The organism is Nocardia brasiliensis ATCC 700358, assembly GCF_000250675.2.
GTDB classification, from domain to species: domain Bacteria; phylum Actinomycetota; class Actinomycetes; order Mycobacteriales; family Mycobacteriaceae; genus Nocardia; species Nocardia brasiliensis_B.
The window spans coordinates 8833621-8857746 of sequence record NC_018681.1; the positions used below are offsets into that span (position 1 = coordinate 8833621).

General features: G+C 68.3%; 22 protein-coding genes and 1 pseudogene. 11 read left to right on the forward strand and 12 right to left on the reverse strand.

The window, feature by feature from the left end:
* Positions 1–41: 41 nt before the first annotated feature.
* A complete protein-coding gene (locus tag O3I_RS39550; protein ID WP_014988679.1) occupies positions 42–1553 on the reverse strand; it encodes an ATP-dependent DNA ligase in 1512 nt (503 codons plus the stop codon).
* Between the two features lie 93 nt (positions 1554–1646).
* Between O3I_RS39550 and ramB the strand changes: the two genes are divergently transcribed.
* Complete coding sequence (ramB, locus tag O3I_RS39555) at positions 1647–3053, forward strand: acetate metabolism transcriptional regulator RamB (protein ID WP_014988680.1); 1407 nt, start codon at positions 1647–1649, stop codon at positions 3051–3053.
* Between the two features lie 56 nt (positions 3054–3109).
* Here ramB and O3I_RS39560 read toward each other — a convergent pair whose 3' ends face one another.
* Positions 3110–4354, reverse strand: a complete 1245-nt coding sequence (locus tag O3I_RS39560; RefSeq protein WP_014988681.1) for an MFS transporter — start codon at positions 4352–4354, stop codon at positions 3110–3112.
* Positions 4355–4429: 75 nt separating this feature from the next.
* Between O3I_RS39560 and O3I_RS39565 the strand changes: the two genes are divergently transcribed.
* Positions 4430–5299: a TetR/AcrR family transcriptional regulator gene (locus O3I_RS39565; RefSeq protein ID WP_202804908.1), complete on the forward strand. Its 870-nt coding sequence runs from the start codon at positions 4430–4432 to the stop codon at positions 5297–5299.
* A 70-nt stretch (positions 5300–5369) separates the two neighbouring features.
* Here the strand turns inward: O3I_RS39565 and O3I_RS39570 are convergent, their stop codons facing one another.
* Positions 5370–7196: an acyl-CoA dehydrogenase gene (locus O3I_RS39570; protein WP_014988683.1), complete on the reverse strand. Its 1827-nt coding sequence runs from the start codon at positions 7194–7196 to the stop codon at positions 5370–5372.
* A 170-nt stretch (positions 7197–7366) separates the two neighbouring features.
* On the reverse strand, positions 7367–8236 hold the full coding sequence (locus O3I_RS39575; RefSeq protein ID WP_014988684.1) for an NERD domain-containing protein: 870 nt from the start codon (positions 8234–8236) through the stop codon (positions 7367–7369).
* A 308-nt stretch (positions 8237–8544) separates the two neighbouring features.
* Here O3I_RS39575 and O3I_RS39580 point away from each other — a divergent pair, with 308 nt between their 5' ends.
* Positions 8545–9078, forward strand: coding sequence for a carboxymuconolactone decarboxylase family protein (locus O3I_RS39580; protein WP_081594365.1), 534 nt, complete (start codon positions 8545–8547; stop codon positions 9076–9078).
* Between the two features lie 34 nt (positions 9079–9112).
* Here O3I_RS39580 and O3I_RS39585 read toward each other — a convergent pair whose 3' ends face one another.
* A complete protein-coding gene (locus tag O3I_RS39585) occupies positions 9113–9898 on the reverse strand; it encodes a TetR/AcrR family transcriptional regulator (protein ID WP_014988686.1) in 786 nt (261 codons plus the stop codon).
* A 129-nt stretch (positions 9899–10027) separates the two neighbouring features.
* Between O3I_RS39585 and O3I_RS39590 the strand changes: the two genes are divergently transcribed.
* Positions 10028–10405 (forward strand): VOC family protein, encoded by a 378-nt coding sequence (locus O3I_RS39590; RefSeq protein WP_014988687.1) that lies wholly within the window; start codon positions 10028–10030, stop codon positions 10403–10405.
* Between the two features lie 90 nt (positions 10406–10495).
* Here the strand turns inward: O3I_RS39590 and O3I_RS39595 are convergent.
* Positions 10496–11348: pseudogene (locus tag O3I_RS39595) on the reverse strand (SDR family oxidoreductase).
* Between the two features lie 99 nt (positions 11349–11447).
* Here O3I_RS39595 and O3I_RS39600 point away from each other — a divergent pair.
* Positions 11448–11864, forward strand: coding sequence for a winged helix-turn-helix transcriptional regulator (locus tag O3I_RS39600; protein ID WP_237748208.1), 417 nt, complete (start codon positions 11448–11450; stop codon positions 11862–11864).
* Between the two features lie 40 nt (positions 11865–11904).
* Positions 11905–12321, forward strand: a complete 417-nt coding sequence (locus O3I_RS39605; protein WP_014988691.1) for a PPOX class F420-dependent oxidoreductase — start codon at positions 11905–11907, stop codon at positions 12319–12321.
* Here O3I_RS39605 and O3I_RS39610 read toward each other — a convergent pair whose 3' ends face one another.
* Positions 12322–13026: a polysaccharide deacetylase family protein gene (locus O3I_RS39610; protein WP_014988692.1), complete on the reverse strand. Its 705-nt coding sequence runs from the start codon at positions 13024–13026 to the stop codon at positions 12322–12324.
* A gap of 148 nt (positions 13027–13174) precedes the next feature.
* Positions 13175–14578: a dihydrolipoyl dehydrogenase gene (gene lpdA / locus O3I_RS39615; protein ID WP_014988693.1), complete on the reverse strand. Its 1404-nt coding sequence runs from the start codon at positions 14576–14578 to the stop codon at positions 13175–13177.
* A 132-nt stretch (positions 14579–14710) separates the two neighbouring features.
* On the opposite strand from lpdA, the gene O3I_RS39620 reads away from it, so the two are divergent.
* Positions 14711–15835 (forward strand): AraC family transcriptional regulator, encoded by a 1125-nt coding sequence (locus tag O3I_RS39620; protein WP_014988694.1) that lies wholly within the window; start codon positions 14711–14713, stop codon positions 15833–15835.
* 128 nt (positions 15836–15963) lie between these two features.
* Positions 15964–17013: an NADP-dependent oxidoreductase gene (locus tag O3I_RS39625; RefSeq protein WP_014988695.1), complete on the forward strand. Its 1050-nt coding sequence runs from the start codon at positions 15964–15966 to the stop codon at positions 17011–17013.
* Positions 17014–17098: 85 nt separating this feature from the next.
* On the opposite strand, the gene O3I_RS39630 is transcribed toward O3I_RS39625, so the two are convergent.
* Positions 17099–18073: a dipeptidase gene (locus O3I_RS39630; RefSeq protein WP_014988696.1), complete on the reverse strand. Its 975-nt coding sequence runs from the start codon at positions 18071–18073 to the stop codon at positions 17099–17101.
* Positions 18074–18282: 209 nt separating this feature from the next.
* Between O3I_RS39630 and O3I_RS39635 the strand changes: the two genes are divergently transcribed.
* From O3I_RS39635 to O3I_RS43240, 3 genes are all read left to right on the forward strand, one after another.
* A complete protein-coding gene (locus O3I_RS39635) occupies positions 18283–18828 on the forward strand; it encodes an AMIN-like domain-containing (lipo)protein (RefSeq protein ID WP_014988697.1) in 546 nt (181 codons plus the stop codon).
* Between the two features lie 41 nt (positions 18829–18869).
* Positions 18870–20927 carry a prolyl oligopeptidase family serine peptidase gene (locus O3I_RS39640; RefSeq protein WP_014988698.1) on the forward strand — a complete coding sequence of 686 codons (2058 nt, stop codon included), beginning with the start codon at positions 18870–18872 and terminating at the stop codon, positions 20925–20927.
* 75 nt (positions 20928–21002) lie between these two features.
* Positions 21003–21644, forward strand: a complete 642-nt coding sequence (locus tag O3I_RS43240; RefSeq protein WP_014988699.1) for a TetR/AcrR family transcriptional regulator C-terminal domain-containing protein — start codon at positions 21003–21005, stop codon at positions 21642–21644.
* Here O3I_RS43240 and O3I_RS39650 read toward each other — a convergent pair.
* The 3 genes from O3I_RS39650 to O3I_RS39660 all read right to left on the reverse strand — a co-directional run bounded on the left by O3I_RS39650 (position 21638) and on the right by O3I_RS39660 (position 24071).
* Positions 21638–22498, reverse strand: a complete 861-nt coding sequence (locus O3I_RS39650) for an alpha/beta fold hydrolase (RefSeq protein ID WP_014988700.1) — start codon at positions 22496–22498, stop codon at positions 21638–21640. The genes O3I_RS43240 and O3I_RS39650 overlap by 7 nt on opposite strands.
* Positions 22499–22527: 29 nt before the next feature.
* Positions 22528–23160 carry a TetR/AcrR family transcriptional regulator gene (locus tag O3I_RS39655; protein ID WP_226887144.1) on the reverse strand — a complete coding sequence of 211 codons (633 nt, stop codon included), beginning with the start codon at positions 23158–23160 and terminating at the stop codon, positions 22528–22530.
* Positions 23161–23606: 446 nt separating this feature from the next.
* Positions 23607–24071, reverse strand: coding sequence for a MarR family winged helix-turn-helix transcriptional regulator (locus O3I_RS39660; RefSeq protein ID WP_171904454.1), 465 nt, complete (start codon positions 24069–24071; stop codon positions 23607–23609).
* Positions 24072–24126 lie beyond the last annotated feature (55 nt).

Below are 24126 nucleotides of genomic sequence, written 5' to 3' on the forward strand. Positions count from 1 at the left end.
CGGCGCGGCTGTGCGCCGAATCGCCGAAGGCGCACTGCCGTTCAGGGCAGCAGCGCGCGCACGGTGTCGATGGTGTCGGCGTCGCGGGCCTCTTTGTCGGGCCGATAACGGACGACCCGCGCGAAACGCAGCGCCACGCCGCCGGGGTAGCGCGGACTGACCTGGACCCCGTCCAGGGCGATCTCCACGACCAGTTCCGGATACAGGTAGACGGTGTGTTCGTCGCGGGTGCGCTCGTGCCGCGGGAATTCCGCTGTCTGCCACTGCAAGAGCGCGTCGGTGAGTCCCTTGAAGGTCTTGCCGACCATCACCGGTTCGCCGGTGAGCGGATCGCGGGCGCCCAGGTGCAGGTTCGACAGATACCCGGTGCGGCGGCCGTAGCCCCATTCGGCGCCGAGCACGAGCAGGTCCAGGGTGTGCGTCGGCTTGATCTTCTGCCAGGCGCGGCCCCGCCGCCCCGCCGCGTACGGCGCGGCCAGGGATTTGATCATCACGCCCTCGTGGCCCGCGGCGAGCGCGCCGTCGAAGTACTCGGCGGCCGCCTCCGCGTCCGGCTCGAGCAGCGCGGGAATGCTGTGTTCCCCGGCCACTTTCGTGAGCGCGGCGCGGCGCTCGGACAGCGGCGCGTCGAGCAGATCCTGACCGTCCAGGTGCAGGCAGTCGAAGAAATACGGATGCAGCAGCAGTTCCCGGGTCGAACTCACTTCGGCGAAGCGGCTCATCGTCTCCTGGAACGGGCGGGGCCGGCCCGAATCGTCGAGCGCCAGCGTCTCGCCGTCCAGCACGACGCTGTCGCAGTCGAGTCCGCGGACCAGGTCCACCAATTCCGGCACCCCGGCCGTGATATCCCGCAGCGTCCTGGTGAACACCCACACCCGCGGCCCAGTGCGATGCACCTGGATGCGCGCGCCGTCCATCTTGATCTCGGCGCTCACCTTGCCGTCGAATTCGGTCAGGGCCTCGTCGAGCGAGGCCCCCGGTGCGGCCAGCATCGGCTGGATCGGGCGGCCCACCTCCAGGCGGAATTCGCGGAGCGCCGCCACCCCGCCGGTCAATGCGGCGAGCGCGGTGACCGGCAGCCGGCCCGACAGCATGTAGGCCCGCCGCACCAGCTCCACCGGCACCGCCGCGGCCACCGCGACGGCCTCGCTGACGATCGCGGCGAGCGCGCCCTGGCGCAGCTCACCGGTCAGCAGCCGCAGCAGAAAGGCCTGCTCCTCCGCCGTCGCTGCGGTCCACAGCGCCACCAGCAGTTCCTTACGGCGCGCGGTGGAACCGGTGCCCGAGGTCTCGGCCACCTCGCTCAGCGCCGTGTCGACGGCCGAAACCGTCAGCGTCGCAACGGGAGCCGGGGGCGTGTCCAGCCCGGCCAGGGTGCGCCAGCCGGTGCCGATACGGCCCTGGCGTAGCTCACCGGAGACCCACGCGACGACGGGCGCGAGTTCGTCCGGCGCGGCGGCGGTCAGCAACTCGGCGAAGGCGGCGATCTTCGTTTTCCGTGACCTGGTCGCGCGAACCGTCTCCGAAGCCTGGACGACATGCGAGAACAACACCCGACGACGGTAGCGCCTCGCTGTGACAAATCGCTCAGCTCTGCTGTTAATTCCCCATTGGCAGGGTTGCGAAATCGGCCATAAACTGGACGAATGGCCAAGACTTACGTCGGGGCGCGGCTACGCCAGCTGCGCACCGAACGGGGACTGAGCCAGGTCTCGCTTGCCCAGAAGCTGGAGATCTCGGCCAGCTACCTCAATCAGATCGAACACGACGTGCGTCCGCTCACCGTGCCGGTGCTGCTGCGGATCAGCGAGGTGTTCGGCGTCGACGCGACCTTCTTCTCCTCCCAGGACGACACCCGGCTCATCGCCGAACTCCAGGAGGTCGTGATGGACCAGGAGCTGGGCATCGAGGCCGACACCCAGGAGATCGCCGATATGGTGTCCGCGCATCCCAGCATGGCGCGCGCCCTGGTCAACATGCACAACCGCTACCGCAACACCTCCGCCCAGCTGGCCGCCGCCACCGAGGACCGGTTCGCCGACGGCTCGGGCAGCGCGACGATCAGCAAGCCGCACGAGGAGGTGCGCGACTACTTCTATCAGCGGCAGAACTACATCCACGAATTGGATACCGCCGCAGAGGAACTCACCGCGCGCATCCGCTTCCACGGCGGCGACGTGCACAGCGAGGTGGCCCGGATCCTGCGCGCGCACGACGTGCGGATCGTCGAGCGGATCGACCTCGGCGAGGGCGTGCTGCACCGCTACGACGAGCAGACGCAGCGACTGGAGATCGCGCCGCACCTGTCCGGCGGGCAGCGCACCTTCAAACTGGCCGCCGAGCTCGCCTATTTCGAATGCGGTGGACTGCTCGAAAAGCTGGTCGAGGAAGGCAATTTCGCCTCCGAGGACACCAAGAAGCTGGCGATGCTCGGGCTGGCGAACTATTTCGCCGCGGCAACCGTGTTGCCGTACACGCATTTTCACGAGGTCGCGGAGGATTTCCGGTACGACATCGAGCGGCTGTCCGCGTTCTTCACCCAGAGCTACGAAACCATCTGCCACCGGCTCTCGACCCTGCAACGACCGAAACTGCGCGGGGTGCCGTTCTCCTTCGTCCGGGTCGATCGGGCGGGCAACATGTCGAAACGCCAGTCCGCCACCGGTTTCCACTTTTCCGCCAGCGGTGGCACCTGTCCGCTCTGGAACGTCTACGAGACCTTCGCCTACCCCGGCAAGATCATGACCCAGATCGCGCAGATGCCCGACGGCCGCAAGTACCTGTGGGTGGCCCGCACGGTGGAGCGCCGCGCCACCCGCTACGGCCAGCCGAGCAAGACCTTCGCCATCGGTCTCGGCTGCGAACTGCGCCACGCGGGCCGGGTGATCTACGCCGACGGCATCGATCTCGACGAGGTCCAGCCCACCCCCATCGGCGCGGGCTGTCGCGTCTGCGATCGCACCAACTGCCCGCAGCGCGCGTTCCCGCCGCTGGGCAAGGTCCTCGACATCAGCGAGCACCGCAGCTCGGTCTCGCCCTACGTGCTCAAGTAGGCGCACGACAAGGCCGGCACCGCTGGATCGCGATGCCGGCCTTGTGTTTTCGACGATCAGGCGAGGAACGCCGCCTTCGCCTGCACGCGGCGCTGCAGCAGCAGGCCGATCACCGTCATGCCCAGCGCCGCGACCAGCAGGGCGGCCAGCGTCCAGGCCAGCGCGGCGAACCCGTGCGGCGCGGCGGCCGCGGCCACCAGCGGCCCCACCGTGGCGCCGACATAGAAGCTGAACATGGCGACCGACATCGCGGCGGCCCGGGATTCGCCGCCGAGTTCGCCCGCGCTCTGCAGGACGGCCGGCGCGATCACGCCGAGGCCGCCGACCATCACGGCGAGCAACACGGTCAGCACGGCGAGGTGGCTGCCCTCGAAGGTGGCCGCGACCATCGCGGCGGCGGCGACCAGCACGCCGAGCACGATCTGGCTGTGCTTGGACAGGCGCGCCAGCGGCACCGCGAGCAACGGCAGCAACAGCATCACCGGCAGTGCGCCCGCCCGCAACGTGAGCAGTTCACCGGAACTCTCGACCACGCCGGTGAGTTCGAGTCCGGTGTAGATGCCGACCATCACCGCCATGCTCATCGCCCCCGCGACCAGCATCGGGACCAGGGGCAGCAGCCGGAACACCGCGGGGATCGCGGCGTAGCTGTGCCGCAGCGGCAGGTCGCGCCCGGTGGGGGCGTCCTCGAGCATCACCTTGCGCAACGCGACCGCGAGCACCGCGAAAACGACTGCGGAGGCGATGAATACGGAGCGCCACGGGAAGGAGGCGACCACCGCCTGCGAGACGATCTGCGCGATCACGGTCGCCGCCAGGAACGAGGTGGCGATGGACATGGTCACCACCGCGCGGTGCGCGGGCGTGATGCGGGTGGCGACATAGGCCATGATCGCGGGCGGAATCGAGCCGACCACCAGGCCCTGGACGACGCGCAGCGCGACCGCCACCGGCGCACTGAACGCCAAACCGGTCAACAGTGTGACCACCGCGGCGACGAGCATGCCGGTCATCAGCACCTTGCGGTGGCCGTAGCGATCCGAGAGCGGGCCGAACAGCACGAACCCGCCCGCGTAACCGAAGGCGAACGCGCTGATGATCCAGGTCATCACGCCCGAGCCGACGTTCCAGTCCGCTTTCATAGCGGTGAACAGGGGAATCGGGACATACATCTGTCCGGTCGCGAGCAAGGCGGACAGCACGAAAACAGGCAGGGTGCGCGCCGTGTGAGCGCGCGATGGGGCGCTGCGGGTGGGCGCGGTGGCCGGGGCACCGGCCGCGAGAAGTGTCTGCGTTGCCATGCGGACGACATTAGGACCGCGGCCGCCACGATGTCAACCAAATAGTTGGTTTAATGGGCTGGTAAAGTCGGTACCATGACGGCAACGATGAAGCGCAGCGACGCGACCAAGCAGGCATTGCTGCGCGCCGCCCGCGACGAATTCGCCGAATACGGCCTGGCCGGGGCGCGGGTCGACCGCATCGCGGAGGCGGCCGGGGTGAACAAGGAACGCATCTACGGCCTGTTCGGCAGCAAGGACAAGCTGTTCGACGTCATCCTGATCGACACGATGCGGGAATTCCTGGACGTGGTCCAGCCGTTGACCGAGACCGACCCCGGCCGCTACGTCGCGAAGCTGTTCGACTACCACAACCACAACCCGCAACTGCTGCGCCTGCTGCTCTGGGAGGGCCTGCACCGCGGGGTGGACGCGCACGACATCGACGGGTGGCGGGCCCAGCACTACGAGCAGAAATTCGACAGGGCCATCGACCAATTCGGCGTCGACGCCCGCTTCGCCGGGCACCTGCTGCTCGCGCTCTGCGGCATGTCCAACTGGAGTCTCGCGGTGCCGCAGACCACCCGGCTGCTGCTCGGCGACGCGGCCGAGGACCGGGACGCGACCCGCGAGTTCATGCAGGAGTTCGCCCGCGCGGCGATGCAGAACTTCCCGCGCGCCTATCAGCGGCGCGAGCCCGCCGCCGAACCAGTCAATGCGTTGACCACCGAGGAAAGGGGCGATGCCCCCGAACCCGATCCCGACACCACCCTCGATCCCGACGCCGCGGTCGACCGCGCCGCACAACGCCTGCGCGCCGCCCAAGCCGCCGCGGAAGCCGCGCGCGACGAGCTGGCCGCCGCGCTCCGCGACGCCCACGCGACGGGTGCGAGCGCCAACCAACTCGCCCGCCGGGTATCGGGCACGCTGTCGCGGCCCGTCGTGCTGAAGTTGCTCGCCGACTGAGCACGAACGCCGGCGAAAGCGATCGGCCGCATACCCTTTCGGGCATGCGGCCGATCCGGTCGACGATGGCCTAGAAGGCCGCTTCGTCCAGCTTCATGATGTCGTTGTCGATCGCGGCGATGATCGCCTTGTTCGCCGTGAGCTGCGGAAGCACGTTCTTGGCGAAGAAGCTTGCCGCACCGACCTTTCCGGTATAGAACGGCCGATCCTTCGCCGACGCCTCGGCGGCCAGCGCGGCCGCCGCGATCTCGGCCTGCACCAGCAGCCGCCAGCCGATGAGCAGGTCGCCGACCGAGAGCAGGAAGCGCACCGAGCCGAGGCCGACCTTGTAGAGCTCGGCCGGATCCTGCTGTCCCGCCATCAGATAGCCGGTGAGCGTGGCCGCCATCGCCTGCACGTCCGCCAAAGCCGTACGCAGCAGCTCACGTTCGGTGTCGAAGCGCCCGCTCTTGGTGTCGAGGAAGGCCGCGATCTGACCGGTGACGTGACCGATCGCCACACCCTTGTCCCGAATGATCTTGCGGAAGAAGAAGTCCTGCGCCTGGATGGCGGTGGTGCCCTCGTACAGCGAGTCGATCTTCGCGTCCCGGATGTACTGCTCGATCGGATAGTCCTGGAGAAAACCCGAGCCACCGAAGGTCTGCAGCGATTCGGTCAGATACTGGTAGGCGCGCTCGGAACCGACACCCTTGACGATCGGCAGCAGCAGATCATCGACCCGGTGCGCCAATTCGGCGTCCGCACCCGAAACCAGCTGGGCCACATCGGCGTTCTGATGCGCGGCGGTGTACAGGTAGACCGCGCGCAAGCCTTCGGCGTAGGCCTTCTGCAGGGCCAGCGAGCGCCGCACGTCCGGGTGGTGGGTGATGGTCACGCGCGGCGCGGCCTTGTCGGTCATCTGAGTGAGATCCGCACCCTGGACGCGCTGCTTGGCGTAGTCGAGCGCGTTCAGGTAACCGGTGGACAGCGTGCCGGAGGACTTGATGCCGACCATCATGCGCGCGTTCTCGATCACCTGGAACATCTGCGCGATGCCGTTGTGCACGTCGCCGACCAGCCAGCCGACCGCGGGCACGTCGCCGCCGAAGGTGAGCTCGCAGGTGGGCGAGGACTTCAGGCCCATCTTGTGTTCGACATTGGTCGCGTACACGCCGTTACGGGAGCCGAGCTCGAGCGTCTCGGGATCGAACAGGAACTTCGGCACGTAGAACAGCGACAGGCCCTTGGTGCCCGGACCCGCCCCTTCCGGACGGGCGAGAACCAGGTGGAAGACGTTCTCGGCGGTGTCGCCGACGTCGCCGCCGGAGATGAACCGCTTGACACCCTCGATATGCCAGGTGCCGTCGGGTTGCTCGATCGCCTTGGTGCGACCCGCGCCGACGTCGGAGCCGGCGTCCGGCTCGGTGAGCACCATGGTGCCCTGCCACCCGCGCTCGTATCCGGTGGTGGCCCAGTGCTGCTGCTGTTCGGTGCCGACGTTGTAGAGCACCGAGGCCATCACCGGGCCCATGTTGAAGAAGCTCGCCGACGGGTTGGCGCAGTTGATCATCTCCTGCACCGCCCAGACCACCGCGGCGGGCGCGGGCGTGCCGCCCATGCCCTCGGGCAGCCCGAGCCTGCTCCAGTCGGCCTCGTGCACGGCCGTGACGGTCTTGCGCAGCGCGTCCGGCACCGAGATGGAATGGGTGGCCGGATCGAAGACCACCGGATCGCGATCGGCGGCCGCGAAGGATTCCGCGATCGGCCCCTCGGCCAGCCGCTTCACCTCGGCCAGGATCTCGCGCACGGTGTCGGAGTCCAGATCACCGTAAGCACCGGTGTCGAGGAGTTTGTCCAGCCCGAACACCTCGAACAGGTTGAACTCGATGTCTCGCACGTTCGCCTTGTAGTGACCCACGACGGTCCTCCCACGGTTCGGCCGTTCTGACGTTGTACAAACGCAGCGTGCCGTACCGCGGCGACGCTACGCAACCGTAAGCACGGTGCAGGTGCCCAAGGGTTCACCAGACGGTAACCACAACGGAAGTCACCAGCGGCTTCCGGTGCGATCGCGCGGAGTCGGCCGGATCAGCAGTCCGGCTGGAACGGGTAGCACGACGTCGGGCGATGCGGCGGCGGGGACGGCGTCGGGCTCGTGGTGCTGGTCTCGGTCTGCGGGTGCGACGAGTCGTGCACCAGCGAGTTCGCGATCACGCCGAGCACGACGACCATCCCGGCGAGCGCCAGCGCGACGACGCCCCACCCCGCGTACGACTGTCGCTTGGTCGCGACACCCGGAGTCGGCTCGACCCGCGGCTTGGGTGGGCGCGCGATGACGCTCGGCGATTCCTGGGCCACCTGTTCGAAGCCCGCGTCGATCAGTTCCGCGCGCGACGGAGTGAGCTCGCCGAGGCCGAGCGCGTTGCAGTCGCCGATCACCCGGTCGGCGGTCCAGCGCCGCGGCCCGGCGGAGAAACCTTCGAGATAGATGCGCAGTTCGGTGGCGTCGGAGACATTGCCGACCACCACGTCGAGGCCGGGGCGCAGATTGGTGCGCGACGGCCGGACCACCGCGCCGCGGAACGGCACCAAAACCACGGCGCCGCAAACGTGTCCCGCGTCGAGCAGCGCCCGCTCCAGCGTGTGCTTCACCGCGACCATGCCGTTCTCCAGCCGGTCGGACGGGCGGCCTGGCTGTTCGTCCAGGTCGGCGTCGGCGTCGCTGATCTTCCACGGACCGTCGGCGGAGATACTGAGAATGCCGCTCTGCCTGCGCTGGAAGCCTCTGACCTCGAGCACGGTGAGCCCGCGCGGCGTCCAGACCACCGCGTCGATCTGCCGCTCGGCGACCTGTAGATCGACCATCGCGAGGGCGGGCGACGGATAGGACCGCAGGCATTCGACGAACTCTTGTTCGGCACCGGAGAGCTGCGCCCCGGGCCTGACCCTCACCAGCATGTCGAGCTCGTCCGCCTCTCCGCGTCTTCCGGGCTACTGCCGCGCGCCGCCGCATACACTGCGCCGACGGCCCGCGGTCGAAGGCACGGCGCGCTGCGGCTGCCCCCCACACGCTGCCCAGCTGCCCACGAATCCGATCGTAACCGGGTAATCCCCAGGGTGCGCGGGCAATTCGGCACCGAACCCGTCCGGCCGGGGCGCGCAGACCTCGATCCGCGGCGAACTCGCCGGTAGGCTGACGCATCGGCCGGGCACCGCGCGGCCGCTCACCGATCACGCGGAGGTGCCGACCGACCATGGTTTCAGCGCTGCGACCACGTATTTCGCCCGGACGGCTACGGGAACTCGGGCCGGTCAACTGGGTGGTCTGGCGGGCCCTGTCCCGGGCCGCGGGCACCGAAGACGCGCACCTGTTCAGCACCCTCGGCCGCACCAAGGGGCTGTTTCGCGGCTGGCTGCACTATTCGGGCAAGCTCATGCCGGGCGGCAGGCTGCCCCGGCACGAATCGGAGCTGGTGATCATCCGGGTCGCACACCTGCGTGCGTGCGAGTACGAAATGGACCACCACATCCGCCTCGGCAAAAAAGCGGGCGTGACTTCGGAGATCCTGGACCGGCTGCGCACCGGCCCGGACGCCCCTGGCTGGTCCGACAAGCACCGCGCCTTAATCGCCGCCGTCGACCAGCTGGTGCAAACCCGCGACCTCGACGACACCCACTGGTCCGCCCTCGCCACCCACTACGACGAACGCAGCCTCATCGAAATCGTCCTCCTCACAAACCAATACGAAGGCCTCGCCGCCACCATTACCGCCCTCCGCATCCAACGCGACGGAGTCTGAACCCTTCGGCCGCCGAGGCAGGAAACGTTTGCCGTCAGCGGTTTTCGATGAGTGGGGCGAGGCTGTCGAGGATGCGGGCAAGACCGAAATCGTAGGCGTGGTCGGCGCTGTAGGCGGAGTCGTGGGCTTGGCCTGCGGTGGTGCCGACGCGGGAACCCACCGGGTAGCGGGACGGGTCGACGAGTTGGGCGAGGACGGGGGCGACGCGATCCCACCACTGGGGGTCGGACATGTCGCTGTCGGCGGCGGCGCGGGCGGTGTCGATCGCGATGCGCGCCACGGAGTTCACGAAGCCGAGGACGAAGGTGAGCGAGGCGTCCATCGTGACGTCGTCGAGGCCGAGTCCCTCGAAGGCGCGCAGTTCGTGGTCGTATTTGGCGGCTTGGCCGGGGCCCAGCGGCGGCCGGGTGGTGGGCAGATAGGCCAGCCACGGATGCCGGGTGAGCAGTGCGCGATTCTCGTCCGCTATCGCGGTGACCCTTGCGCGCCAAGGCAATTCGGTCAGGTCCGGCCGTGCCATCGCGCCATAGACCTGGTCGACCATGAGGTCGAGTAGTTCGGCCTTGCCGGGCACATAGGTGTAGGTCGCCATCGGCGTCATGCCGAGTTCGGTCGCGACCGCGCGCATGGTGAGCGCCTCGATACCCGCGGTGTCGGCGATCGTGATGGCCGCGTCGACCACGGCATCGACGCTGCTGCGCTGTTTCGGACCGCGCACCGGCGTCCCGGGCACCCGCCACAGCAGCTCCAGCGTGCGCACGGGATCGCCTGCGCTGCTGCGGTCCTGCTTGCCGCGGCCTCGTGTCGCGCCGTCTGCCACCCTGCCTCCTCGCCCTGGTCGGTTCGATCGTATCGGCGTGACGCGGGTCATAGTGCGACCCGCCGGGAATTCTTCTACAAAGTACAACGTACTTAGTATAGAGTTAATCGTGAGCCCGAGGAGGACCCCTTGCACATCACCGCTTCCGCCATCTCCCTCAACGTCGCCGACCCGCGCACTTCGGCGGAATTCCTCATCGAGCACCTCGGGTTCACCGAGAAGATGTCCGCCGACGGCTTCGTCTCCCTGGAGCGACCCGACGCCGGCCTGAACGTCATCTACCTGCGCACCGGCCTGAAATCGTTCAAACCGGCGAGCATCGCGGGCAGCGCGGGCGAAGGGCTGCTCGTCGTGTTCGAGGTGGACGACATCGACGCCGAGTACGCCCGGCTGCAAGGCGAGGGCGTGCCGATCGCGACGCCGATCGAGACCGAGGAATGGGGCGAGCGCTACTTCCAGATGCGCGACCCGAACGGCATCATCCTGCAACTCGTGCAATGGGTATGAGCGCATAGCGCGGGCGGTGAGCCCTCCCTCCGGAGAGCTCACCGCCCGAGGCCGAATGCCGCTGCGACAGTGGCGAAAAGAACGCCTTGATCAGGCGAGCGCGGCGCGGAAGACCTCGACCGCGGGGGTCAAGGACCGCCCGAGCAGCTTCTGCAAATGACCGCTGGTGACATCGAGCACACCCGCGGTGATACCGGAATCCGCGTCGGCGAGCACCTTCGCGTGCTGCTCGGGTATGCCCGCCTGCACCAGGGCGGCGAGGTACTGCGCTTCGGTGAGATTCTCGTAGCGGACCGGCTTACCCGCAGCCTGCGAAATCACCTGGGCCAGTTCGGCATAGGTGAGGTGCTCGTCCCCGCCGAGTTCGTAGACCTGCCCCTCGTGCCCCTCGGTGGTGAGCACCTTCGCGGCCGCCTCGGCATAGTCGGCACGGGCCGCGCCCGAGACCCGGCCCGTGCCCGCCGCGCCGTGCAGCACACCCGATTCGACGGTGTGCGCGAGGCCGCCCAGATAGTTTTCCCAGTACCAGCTGTTGCGCAGAATCGCGTGCGGGACAGTCGATTCGGCGAGCACCGCCTCCGTGCCGATATGCTCCTGCGCCAGGATGAGCGGGTTGTCGGCGCCCAGCGGAATGGCTGGTGTAGGCGAGCAGTTGCACGCCCGCCCGCTCTGCGGCACGAATGACATTGGTGTGCTGGGCTACTCGGGCGCCGAATTCGTTGCCGGAGACGAGCAGCACCCGCTCGACGCCGGCCAGCGCGCGGTCGAGCGCCTCGGCATCGTCGTAGCTCGCCGCGCGCACCTGCACGCCCTGTTCGGCCAGATCGGCCACCCGCTGCGGGTCACGCACGATCGCGATGATCGGCGCGACGCCCGCGCGGAGCAGGGACTCGACGACGAGACGGCCCAGGTGCCCGCTGGCACCGGTGACGGCAACGGTCATGACTTACCTCCAGAGATACGTACGAGTTGTTAGTGCTAACTAATAGTAAGTACTACACATTCATACACCACTATCCGCGCGTTGGGTACTATTGGGTTCATGAGCACAGGATTTTCCGGCGAGATGGCGCGCACCGAGTCGCCGGAACTGGACGATCCGACCCTCGAAGCCGACGTTTTCGCGAAGAACTGCACGTCACGGCCGGTTTTGCAGAATGTGGCGAGTCGCTGGGGCATCCTCGCGCTGGTCGCGCTGCGCGACGGACCGTACCGGTTCAGCGCGCTGCGCCGCCGCGTCGAGGGCGTCAGCGAGCGCATGCTGTCGCAGACCCTGCAGGCGCTCGAGCGCGACGGCATGGTGCATCGGGAGGTGCACGAAACCATCCCGCCGCGAGTGGAATACACGCTCACCGAGCTCGGCGCCGACGTCGCGGACCGGCTGGAGGCCCTGATCCTGGTGGTCGAGCAGAACATGCCACGGGTGCACGAGGCGCAGGCGGCCTACCACCGTCAGTGAGCCGGGGAAGAGACCTGGATCACCGCCGGTTGCTACCGGTATGGAACTCGCCCAAGCAGTCGACTTCGCCCGCAACCACCGCAGGTCGGTGCTGACCACGATTCGCCGCAACGGCCGGCCGCAGCTGTCCAACGTGCTGCACGTGATCGGCTCGGACGGCCGCATCCGGATCTCGCTCACCGCCGACCGCGCCAAGTACCACAATCTGGTCCGCGAGCCGTGGGCCGCCATCCACGTGACCCGCGAGGACTTCTTCGCCTACGCCGTCGTCGAGGCCATCGCCTCGGTGACGCCCGTGGCCGCCGACCCGCACGACGAGACGGTGGAGGCCCTGGTCGACTACTACCGCGCCGCCAATGGCGAACATCCCGACTGGGACGACTACCGCCGGGCCATGGTCGCGGATCGCCGCGCGCTCGCCCTGCTCACCCCGACGCACGCGTACGGCATGCTCTGATCAGTGCCGCAGCAGCTCCGAGACCGTGACGAATCGATAACCCGCGGCACGGAGTTCGCTGACGATGCGCGGTATGGCAGCCAGCGCCGGACCCGCCCACCGATGCATGACGTGCAGGATGATGATCGAGCCGGGCCGCACCTCGCGCACCGTCTGCGCGGCGATCCCGTCGCTGGTGTCGGCTTCTCCCGTGGCCGGTTCCACATCCCAGGTCACCGTCGTGCGGTCGTGATCGGACAGGTACTTCGGCAGCGACCAGAGCTTCTTGCCGTACGGCGGCCGGAACGTGACCTCGCCCTGGTAGCCGGTTTTCGCGATTTCGGCGTCGGTGCGCTCGATCTCGTCGCGGACGGTATCGGCGGAGGTGAAGACCATGCGGCGGTGGTGGTAGCTGTGGTTGCCGATCTCGTGGCCGGCCGCGGCGATCGCCCTGCCGTAGTCGGGACGGGCCGCGAGGTCGCCGCCCACCAGATAGAAGGTGGCCGGAATCTGGGCGTCCGCAAGGGTTTTCAGTACCTCGGGGGTGCGTTCGGTCGGGCCGTCGTCCAGGGTCAGCGCCACTACTTTGTCGGCAGTGTCGACCCGGTTCACCAACCGCCCGGCCAATTGGAAACTGCGCGAGTTCATCAAGTAGTACCCGCCGACCGCCAGTACCAGCAGCACGACAAGGACCAGCGCACCACCGATGAGCCACTTCCGCATCATTGCTGTCTAGCAAACCCGCGGGAGGTCCACCAGAGCGCGGCGCACGATTTCGCTTGGCGCGCACGGACTTGCCGACGATGTCACGCAAGGGGCCGTGGCACGCAAAAGCGGTGGCGTCCCGCAGGACGCCACCGCTTCCGGGCGCGGCTCAGAAGTTGATCATGTGCCCGGCGAGGCCGTGGAAGGCCTCCTGCAGGGCTTCGCTGAGCGTCGGGTGCGTGTGCACGTTGCGGGTCAGCTCGTTGACCGTGAGATCCCACTTCTGCGCCAGGGTCAGCTCGGGCAGCAACTCCGAGACGTCCGGGCCGATCAGGTGGCCGCCGAGCAGTTCGCCGTACTTGCTGTCGGCGACGAGCTTGACGAAACCGGTCGGATCGGCGAGGCCGTGCGCCTTGCCGTTGGCGGTGAACGGGAAGGTCGCGACCTTCACGTCGTAGCCCTCGTCGCGGGCCTGCTGTTCGGTCAGGCCGAAGCTGGCGACCTGCGGCTGACAGAAGGTGGCGCGCGGCATCATCCGGTAATCGCCCAGGGTGACGGTGTCCGCGCCCGCGATGGTCTCGGCCGCGACCACGCCCTGCGCCTCCGCGACGTGCGCGAGCTGCAGCTTGGCGGTGACATCGCCGATGGCGTAGATGTGATCCACATTGGTGCGCATGTAGTCGTCGATCGCGATGGCGCCGCGGTCGGTGAGCTGCACACCCGCCGCCTCGAGGCCGTAGCCCTCGACCCGGGGCGCGAAGCCGACGGCCTGCAGCACCTTGTCGACGGTGACCGTCTCCACGTTGCCGGACTTGTTGTCCTTGATCGAGACGGTGACCTTCGAGCCGTCGTCATCGATGGACTGCACGGCCGCACCGGTGGTGATGGTGATGCCGAGCTTCTTGTACTGCTTGGTGATCTCCTTGGAGACGTCGGCGTCCTCGTTCGGCAGCGCGCGGTCGAGGAACTCGACGATGCGCACGTCCACGCCGTAGTTCTTCAGGACGTAGGCGAACTCCATGCCGATGGCGCCCGCGCCGACGATCAGGATCGAGCCGGGCAGGTCGCGGGTGAGGATCTGCTCCTCGTAGGTGACCACGTTGGCGCTGAGCTGGGTGCCCGGCAGCAGCTTGGTGACGGTGCCGGTCGCGATGATCACGTTGTCGAACGTGACGGTCTCGGTGCCGCCCTTCGACAGCTCGACCGACAGGGTGTTCGCGTCGGTGAAGGTGCCCTTGCCGTCGAACTCGTCGATCTTGTTCTTCTTCATCAGGAAGTGGACGCCCTTGACCCGGCCGTCCGCCACCTTGCGGCTGCGATCGAACGCCACACCGAAGTCGAAGTCCACCTCGCCCGAGATCCCGAAGGTCTTGGCTTCCTTGGTGAAGATGTGTGCGAGTTCGGCGTTACGCAGCAGCGCCTTGGAAGGGATGCAGCCGACGTTCAGGCACACACCGCCCCAGTACTTTTGCTCGACGATCGCGGTACGGAGGCCTAACTGTGCCGCGCGGATGGCGGCGACGTAACCGCCAGGACCGGCACCGAGAACGACAACGTCGTAATGGGAAGTCACGCCACCGAGCCTAACTCTGTCGCCGCGAGTTGGCCCACCGGTCCCCCACAACAATGCGCCGTGGGCCACATCCCGGCGGTCGCGGAGCGGATCGGATCGAGACCGAGCGGTCCGGCTCGCTAGTGTTGCCCGGTGGCAGCGGGACGATCGGCGGACGAGATCACGCCGGAGTCGGCCACCGACCGCCGGTTCACCGTCGGCGAACCGGCAGCGGGTTCGCCGGGCAACCACCCGGCGCTGCCCCCGGCCTCGCCGATCGACGGCACGGCCTCGACACATCTGATCCGGCTGGTCCGCGACACCGCGCTGCGGTTCGGCGTCGGCGCGGACCGGCTCGCGGCGATCCACGGGGTCGACGACGCGGCGCTGTCGGGCGAGCTCAATCGCATACCGCTGCACTCGCTGATCCGGCTGTGGGAGCTGCTCGCGCAGGCCCATCCGGAGCCGGGGGCCGGGCTCGCGGTGGTCGCCGCCGCGCCGCTCGGCACGCTCACCACCTGGGACTATCTCGTCACGAACGGGCCGACGCTCACCGACGCGCTGCTCGCCGCACAGCCGTATCACCGGTTGGTGACCGCGGCCGCCGAAGGCTTCGACCTCACCCACGACGGCGCGCTCACCGTCGGCTTCCGCACCACCGCGGGCGATCCGGCGGTGGTGGCGGCCGTCAACGAGTACGTGCTCGCCTACTACCTGCGGCGCGCTCGCGAAGCCACCGGCAGGCCGGTGGTGCCCGAGCGGGTCGCCTTCAGCCGCGCCGCGCCGGCCGACCACGCCGTGCTGGTGGAAGCCTTCGGCACGCACCGCATCGAGTTCGACGCGCCCGCCGACACCATCACTTTCACCGCCGCCGACGCCACCGCCGCACTACCGCGCGCCGACCCGATGTTGGCCGAGCTGCTGCGCAGCCACGCCGACCTGGTTCTGGCCACCGCGCGCACCATCCCCGGTCCGCTGGAAGCCTTCCGCGTCGCGCTGGGCGCCGCCCTCACGGCCGGTGACGCGGCGCTCACGACCGTCGCCCGGCGCCTCGCGGTCAGTCCGCGCACTCTGCAGCGGCAGCTCGCCGAACACGGCACCAGCTGGCGAGCCGAATACGACCGGGTCCGCTACGAACAGGCGAAAGCGCTACTGGCCGAAGGACATCTGACCACCGCGGCGGTCGCCGACCGGCTCGGCTTCACCGACGATCGGGCGCTGCGCAAAGCAGTGCACCGCTGGAGCGGCACCTCCCCGTCGCGCCTCACAACCGGCTGATCCCCGACCTGTCGCATTTGGACCGGTGCGTGGCGTGTGCGGACCTGGGGCCGAAGACGCGCAGCTCATAGCGTTGGCCGTACCGGATCGAAGGGGTCCGCGAGAGTCACCGAAGCAGAGGCAGAGCAATGAGCACGCAGACCACCGAGGCCACCGGCACCACCCAGATCAACCTGCCGCGGACCTCGCGCGAGATCCAGTTGGCGGCGCGACCGACCGGCGCACCGACCGCCGCGAATTTCGCGCTGGTGGACCAGCCGATTCCGGCGCTGGCCGAGGGACAGATCCTGGTGCGCAACACCTGGATGTCGGTGGACCCGTACATGCGGGGCCGGATGGACGACCGGCCGTCCTACATCGCGCCGTTCCAGCTGGGCGAGGCTTTGGAAGGATCCGCGGTCGGCGAGGTCGTCGCCTCCACGGCCCCGGGAATTCCGGTGGGCAGCACCGTGTCCCACTTCGCGGGCTGGCGAGAGTACGCCGTACTGGACGCGGCCGTGGCCACCCCGATCGACCCCACGCTCGCGGCCGACCACCACTACCTCGGCGCCCTCGGCACCACCGGTCTCACCGCGTACGCCGCGCTCACCGATGTGGCGCAGGTGAATCCCGGTGACACCGTGTTCATCTCGGCCGCCGCAGGCGCGGTCGGCAGTGTCGCGGGCCAGATCGCCCGGGCGCTCGGCGCGGCGAAGGTGATCGGCTCCGCGGGCGGCCCGGCCAAGACCCGGTTGCTGCTCGACGAATTCGGCTTCGACGCCGCGCTCGACTACCGGGCCGGTGACCTGGCCGGGCAGCTGGCCGCGGCGGCGCCCGAGGGCATCGACGTCTACCTCGACAGCGTGGGCGGCGAACACCTGCGCGTCGCGGTCGAGGCGATGCGGCCGAAGGGCCGGATCGCACTGGTCGGTGCGATCAGCGGATACAACGGCAGCACCGACGCGCCGGGTCCGGACCTGTACAAGGCTGCCACCAAGGAGGTTTCGCTGCGCGGCATGCTGGTCAACAGCTACTTCCCGATCTTCGGCGAGTACATCGGCAAGGCCGCGGGCTGGCTGGCCGACGGCACCCTGCGCACCACCGAAACCGTCTACGAGGGACTGGAGCAGGCCCCGGCCGCCTTCCTCGGCGTGCTGTCCGGCGCCAACACCGGCAAGATGCTGGTGCGGCTTGGCTGAGCGCGAACGGGTTACGTGGCGCGACCGGTATGGTCGCGCCACACCTGTTTCGGGACTGCGCTTCCGGCTGGTCCCGCGCTCGCGACTAGTCCCGCCAGACCTGTGCCGCGACGCGGGAGAAGTTGCCACCGAACACCGCCGCACGATCGGCGGCGCTGAAGCCGCGCCGGGCGAGTACCTCGTCCAGGCCGGGCACCGTACCCAGGCCGAGCAGGTCCTCCGGCGGAACCCACTGCAGCGGACCCCATTTCGTGTAGGACTCGGAGAACGCCTCGGGATGCTGCGCGAGCATGTCGTTGAAATCCGCGGCGTCGAAGGAATAGTCCGATCCGATCCCGATGTGCTCGATGCCGACCAGTGCGGCACCGTGCTCGACCTGGTCGGCCAGCGCTTCGATCCGCGCGCCCGCCGCATCGATCCCGTTGTGTCCCAGAAAGATTCCGACGCCGTTCAGTCCGATCACCCCGCCGGTGGCGGCACAGGCCTTCGCCTGCTCGTCGGTGATATTGCGCGGATGCTCCCACAGCGCGGCGAAATTGGAGTGGCTGTAGATCACCGGCGCCTGCGAATGCGTGGCCAGATCCAGCGCGGTGCGCCGGGAACAGTGCGAACCGTCGACGAACATGCCGGTGTCGTTGAGCGCGCGCACCAGATCTCGGCCGTAGGCGGTGAGCCCGGTGTCCTCGGTGTCGAGACACCCGCACCCGGCCGCGTTGGCATGGTTGTAGGTGGGCAGCAGCGAACGCACACCCAACTCGTAGAACCGCGCCACGTTGTCCAGGTCACCGCCGAGCGGGCCCGAGTCCTCCAGATCGAAGGCCAGCGCGCGGGTTTCCGGGTCGCCGATGTCAGAGTGCTTGTGCACCAACCGGAATCGGCCGTCGGCGGCCGCTTCCGCGCGGAACTGCCGGATCAGTGCCAGCGAATCAGCGGTCGACTGCGCCGAATAGCCGACGTTCACCGACAGATACGAACCGGACGGATAGCGCGCCAGATCCGCGATCCGCGCCGACGGCAGCAGCGGCAGACAGCAGTGCTGCTCCCAGAGAAAGTGCGGCAACCGCGAACCTCCTGATCGGACCGGCCTCGGAGCTGCGATCCTACTGCCGGCGCCGCGGCGGTCATGGCCACGGGCAAACCCACGGTGGCGCTTGGGGCCGAGTCGGTGCAATCCGCCTTGACCCAGGTCAGCGCCGCGCGCGGTAACAGCGTGTCCAATTCGCCCGATTCACCGAGTGCTCCATTCTTACTGCCTGAAGGCGGTGCGACATGCGTCGCTTGTTTCTCCTGATCGCCTCCGTCGCGCTGTGCGCCGGTCTCTGGATCGTGCCCGGCGCGGCTACCGCGACTCCCTCCTACTGCGGACTGGTGTGGGGTTCGCTCGACAAAACGAATCCCGCGATGTCCACCGCGCCGGTCACCGGCCTGCGCACCGGCCGCCACGAATGCTTCGACCGGCTGGTCATCGACCTGGCCGGCCCGGTGCCGGGGTATCGGGTCGGCTACGTCGACCGGGTCCGCGCGGACGGATCGGGTACGCCGGTAGCGCTGCGCGGCGGCGCGTTCCTGAACGTCGTCGTGCTCGCGCCCGCCTACAACGACGCGGGGCACGCCACCTACCAGCCGGCGCACCGAGCCGAGCTGGCCGACGTGACCGGCTATCGCACGTTCCGTCAGGTCGCGTGGGCCGGCTCGTTCGAGGGCCAGACCACCGTCGGTCTCGGTGTGCGCGCCCGCTTGCCGGTGCGGGTGTTCACTCTCGAAGGTCCCGGTGACGGCTCGCGCGTCGTGGTGGATGTAGCACACTTGTGGTAACCCCCACGTGCCGATCCGCGACGCTCGGCAACAATGTGGGGATGAGCGGCGTTGAGCAGAACGTGACCGATCCTTACCTCTGGCTCGAAGAAGTGACCGACGAGCGAGCCCTCGATTGGGCGCGGGCGCACAACGACGTCGTCGTCGAGCGATTCGCCTCCTCCGCCCGGTTCAGCGAACTCGAGCACCGCATCCTGGACATGCTCGATACGGACACCAAGATCGCCTATCCGGGACGGCGCGGCCGCTGGCTCTACAACTTCTGGCGCGATGCCGAGCACCCGCGCGGCCTGTGGCGGCGCACGACGTTCGGCGAATACGCCAAGGAGTCGCCGGACTGGGACGTGCTGATCGACCTGGACGCGCTGGCCGCCGCGGAGGAGGAGAACTGGGTCTGGGGCGGCGCCGCGGTGCTGCGGCCCGAGCAGTCCCGGGCACTGATCAGCCTGTCCCGCGGCGGCGCGGACGCCAAGGTGGTGCGCGAATTCGACCTCGCGGCAAGGGTGTTCATCGCCCCCGAAGACGGGGGGTTCTTCCTGCCCGAGGCGAAATCCGAGATGCGCTGGATCGACCTGGATTCGGTGTACATCGGCACCGATTTCGGTCCCGGCTCGCTCACCGACTCCGGCTATCCGCGCATCGCCAAGCGCTGGCGGCGCGGTACCGAGCTGGCGGCGGCGGAGACCGTGTTCGAGGGCGCGGCCGAAGACGTCGCGGTCTCGGCGGGTTACGACCGAACCCCTGGCTACGAACGGCATTTCGTCGGCCGGGCCACCGATTTCTTCAACGAAGAGGTGTACCTGGTCGGCGCCGACGGCGCGCTGACTCTCCTGGATACTCCGACCGACGCCAGCGAATCCTGGTACAAGGACTGGCTGCTCGTCCGGTTGAAGTCGCCGTGGGAGGTCGGCGGCCGGAGCTATCCCGCGGGCGCGCTGCTGGCCACCGACTTCGAGCAATTCCTCGCCGGGGCAAGGGATTTCGAGGTGATCTTCACACCGGACGCGCACACCTCGCTGCACGGCTACGGCTGGACCGAGCACCACCTGCTGCTGATCACCCTGGAAGACGTGCAGACCAAGCTGTACGTGGTGACGCCGGGCGCCGACGGCTGGCGCCGGGAGTCGCTGGCCGACACCCCGCCGATGGCGACGACCAGCGTGCTGAATCTCGACCCGCTCGAGGGCGGCGACGAATTCATGCTGACCACCAGTGGTTTCACCACGCCCGCCACGCTGCTGGCCAGTTCGGTCGGCGGGCAGACCACCCAGCTCAAACAGGAGCCCGGCTTCTTCGACGCCGAGGGCATCGAGACCGAGCAGTTCTTCGCGACCTCTGCGGACGGCACCGCGGTGCCGTACTTCGTGATCCGGCATCGGGACCGCAAGGGCGTGCCCGGCCCGACGGTGATGTCCGGCTACGGCGGCTTCGAGGTCTCCCGTACGCCCGCCTACAGCGGCGCGTCCGGCATGGGCTGGCTGGAACGCGGCGGCACCTGGGTGATGACGAACATCCGCGGCGGCGGCGAATACGGTCCGCAGTGGCACACCTCGGTGCAGAAGGCGAACCGGCACAAGGTGTACGAGGATTTCGCGGCGATCGCGAAAGACCTTGTCGCCCGCGGCATCACGACCGCCGACCAGCTCGGCGCGGTGGGCGGCAGCAACGGCGGCCTGCTGATGGGCGTGATGCTGACCCGCTATCCGGAGCTGTTCGGCGCGATCGTCTGCCAGGTACCGCTGCTGGACATGAAGCGCTACCACCTGCTGCTCGCGGGCGCCTCCTGGATCGCCGAGTACGGCGACCCGGACAAGCCCGAGGAATGGGAGTACATCAGCAAGTACTCGCCGTACCAGAACGCCCGCGCGGACGTGGCCTACCCGCCGATCCTGCTCACCACCTCCACCCGCGACGATCGCGTGCACCCCGGTCACGCCCGCAAGATGGCCGCGCTGCTCGAGGAGCAGGGGCACGAATTCTGGTACCACGAGAACATCGAGGGCGGCCACGGCGGCGCGGCGGACAACAAGCAGTCCGCCTTCCAGGCCGGCCTGATCTACGAGTTCTTCACGCAGATGCTGATCGAACGCGGCAAATAGCGGCCGATTCGACCACCCGGGCCTACGGTGTAGTGGGACCGTCTACGCCGTAGACCCGGCCCGGGAGGAGCAGTCGTGCAGGGCGAGAACGCCGCCGGAAAGCCGATACGCCGCAGCGCGAGCCGCGCCGAGCCGTCGCGGCGGGTCGCGCTGAACCGCGACCACATCGCCGTGGTCGCGCTGCGGCTCATCGACGAGACCGGCGTCGACGGCTTCTCCATGCGCAAACTCGGCGCCGCACTCGGCGCCGACCCGATGGCGGCCTACCGGCACTTCGCCGATCAGCAGGACCTGTTCGACGCCGTCGCCGCGACCATGTTCAACGAGCTGGACATGGCCTCGCTGCCCTGGCAGGAACCTTGGCGCGAGCTCATGCGCGCCTACACCCACCGGTTGCGCTCCACGCTGCGCCGGCACCCGAATGCGGTGCCGGTCTTCGCGACCCGGCCGGTGCGCAACGAGTCCGCGCTGGAGACCGGCAGCTGGCTGGTGGAACACCTGCAGGGGGCCGGGTTTCCGGCGCGCGTCGCGACACAGCTGACCAAGTGCCTGCGCGAATACGTGCTCGGCCACCTGCTCAGCTATACCATCGCCGCGGTGCGCGCGGAACCCGATGCGGCCGAGGACATTTCACCGGCCGATCACTTCGATATCGGGGTCGACGCGATGCTCGACGGGTTCGCCCGGTATGTCGAGACACCGCGCAGGCATCACTGACGATCGCGCAACCACTTCTCGATCTGATCGACCGTGCCGGTGTAATCGCGGATCCAGCCGTTGTGCCCCAACGGTTCCGGCGCGCGCCAGGTGGTCACGTCGGCCTTGGGCAGCTTCGCCAGCAGATGCTCGGCCGAGCCCGGCGGGGTCAGCTCGTCGCCGGTCATGGTGATCGAGAGCACCGGCAGCTTCAGCCGGGCGATCCGCTCCTCGTAGTCGATATCGGCCCCGACCGGCACGAACCGGCCGGTGCGGGCGAGCCTGGCCCAGTCCGAGATCAACACCTTGGACTGCCTGCCGAAGCCCATCGAGATCCGGTCGCCCGGCCAGAAGCCCGCCAGGTTCGCGGTCAACGAGACCGCCGCGGTGCCGACGAGCATGCCCGGACCCGAAAGTCCCCGGTAGCCACGGTGATACGGCGTGCCGGAGGCGATCAGGATCAGCCCGCCGAGCCGCCCGCGGATCCGCGAGGCGTACAGCACGGCGAGCTGACCACCCATGCTGTGCCCGAGCAGGTACGGCGTGCTCGCCGGGAACCGGTCGCGCACCACCTGGAAGATCGCCGGGAAGTCGACCGAGACCAGCTCGTGGTAGCCGTAGGTGCTCGCGGCGCTCGGCTTCGGCGTGCTCGCGCCGTTGCCGCGCAACTCGCCGATGGCCACGTCGAAACCGCGCCGGGACAGACCGAGGGCGAACCCGTCGTAGTACTCGCCGGGCACCCCGAGGCCGGGCACGACCACCAGCACCGGACGCGGGGCGTCCGGTGTGACCGGGTGCCGGTGCGCGCCCGAGGCCGGAATCAGCCGGACCGGCACCGTGCTGCCGTCCGGCATCTGGATCGGGACCGTTTCCATGCCGGGCACGCTACCGCGCCGCGACCCGCTCAAGCCCGGACGGCTCCCATGATCACCCTGCTCAGCACCCTGATCACGTCGTCGAGCGGCGGGCGCGGGTCCGAACCGCTCCACGAATCCACCACGTAGTTGACCGCGCCGATCACCGCCAGCACGCGCATCTCGTAGTCGCCGGTCGGGATCTCCCCCTGCAGGGCCGCGTCCTCCGCGGCGCCGGCCAGCAGCGAGCCCCACACCCGGCGCAGCTCCAACCGGAACTTCTCCACCTTGGGGCCGGCGCCGACCACCTCGACCAAGGCGACGCGGGCCTTGCGCGGATCGGCGCCGATGGATTCGACGTAGGCGCGCACGGACGCGTCGATGATCTCGAGCACGCTCGCGTCGGTCTTCGCCTCCAGCGCCTTGGCGACCGCGTCGCGCGATTCGCGGTCGATCTGCTCGTAGAGCTCTAGTAGTAGGGACTCGCGGCCGGTGAACTCCTCGTAGAACTGTCGTGAGGAGAGTCCGGCGTCCTTACAGATGGCGCCGACCGAACTATTGGCGTAGCCGTCGCGCGCGAAGACCGTCAGGCCTGATTCCAGAAAACGCGCACGCCGCTGACGTTGCCGGTCCTCGACGGGTTGCCCGGCATACATTCGACCCGTATTCGCATCCTGTGACATTGGGGCAGACAATACAGAAGCGCCAGAAGCGCTCGACATGGATCGGGCTGTTCGTTTCAACCATGGCCTGACCGGGCGTTTGCCCAGAGTTGGCAGGTTCGTTGCGCACACAATGTCGTCCTACGAAAACTGGGCCGGGCGACTCTTAACGGAATCCTCCCGAGCACGGACAACAGTTTTTCAGACCATCCGATACTTCTGCGGATTGCGGACAGCTGTCTTGTCACTGAATGTTTGCCAAAACAGTTCTAACAGTTCGGTCACAGCACGCGTGGGCGATTTTGACGGGAATTCATAGAATTATTCATAAAGCGAACTGGTCCGCTGGTTATGTCGGATTCATCCCATCTGCGAATACGCTCCGAATTGACCGAACGCCAAGAGCCACAAGCGATCCCCACCACCGAACGTTCGGCTCTCCGGCGGCCCGGACAAGCGCCGACCGGTCAACCCTTTGTGGCGGACGGAGTTTCGGACTGGACCGAGTCGAACAGGTCGGCACAGCGGGTCAGCAGGTCTTGCAGAGTGGCGCGTTCGGCGTCGGTGAAACCGGCGGCGACGGCACGCTCGACTCGGACGGCGCGGGCGTCGGCGTCCCGCATCACCGCGGTGCCCGCCTCGGTCAACCTGGTTTCCAGGATGTTCTTGTGCCACGCGTGCGGGGTCCGCTCGATGAGACCGCGATCCTGCAGATTGGACAGCACGGTGTTCATCGTGGGCGGGGTGACGCCGCAGAGCCGGGCCAGCGCCGCGGCCGAGATGCCGGGGTTCTCATCGAGGTGCAGCAGGGCCGCGTACTGGGGCACCGTGACGCCCGCCGGCTTCAAGGCGGCATGCTTCGCCGTTTGCAGCGCCTGTTCGGCGCGCTTCACGTACGAGCCGATGCGCTCGGTGGAGGGCAGGGACGTCATCACCCGATCGTATCCGCCCATCTGATCATTAGACCCTTGACGAACTCTAATCTAG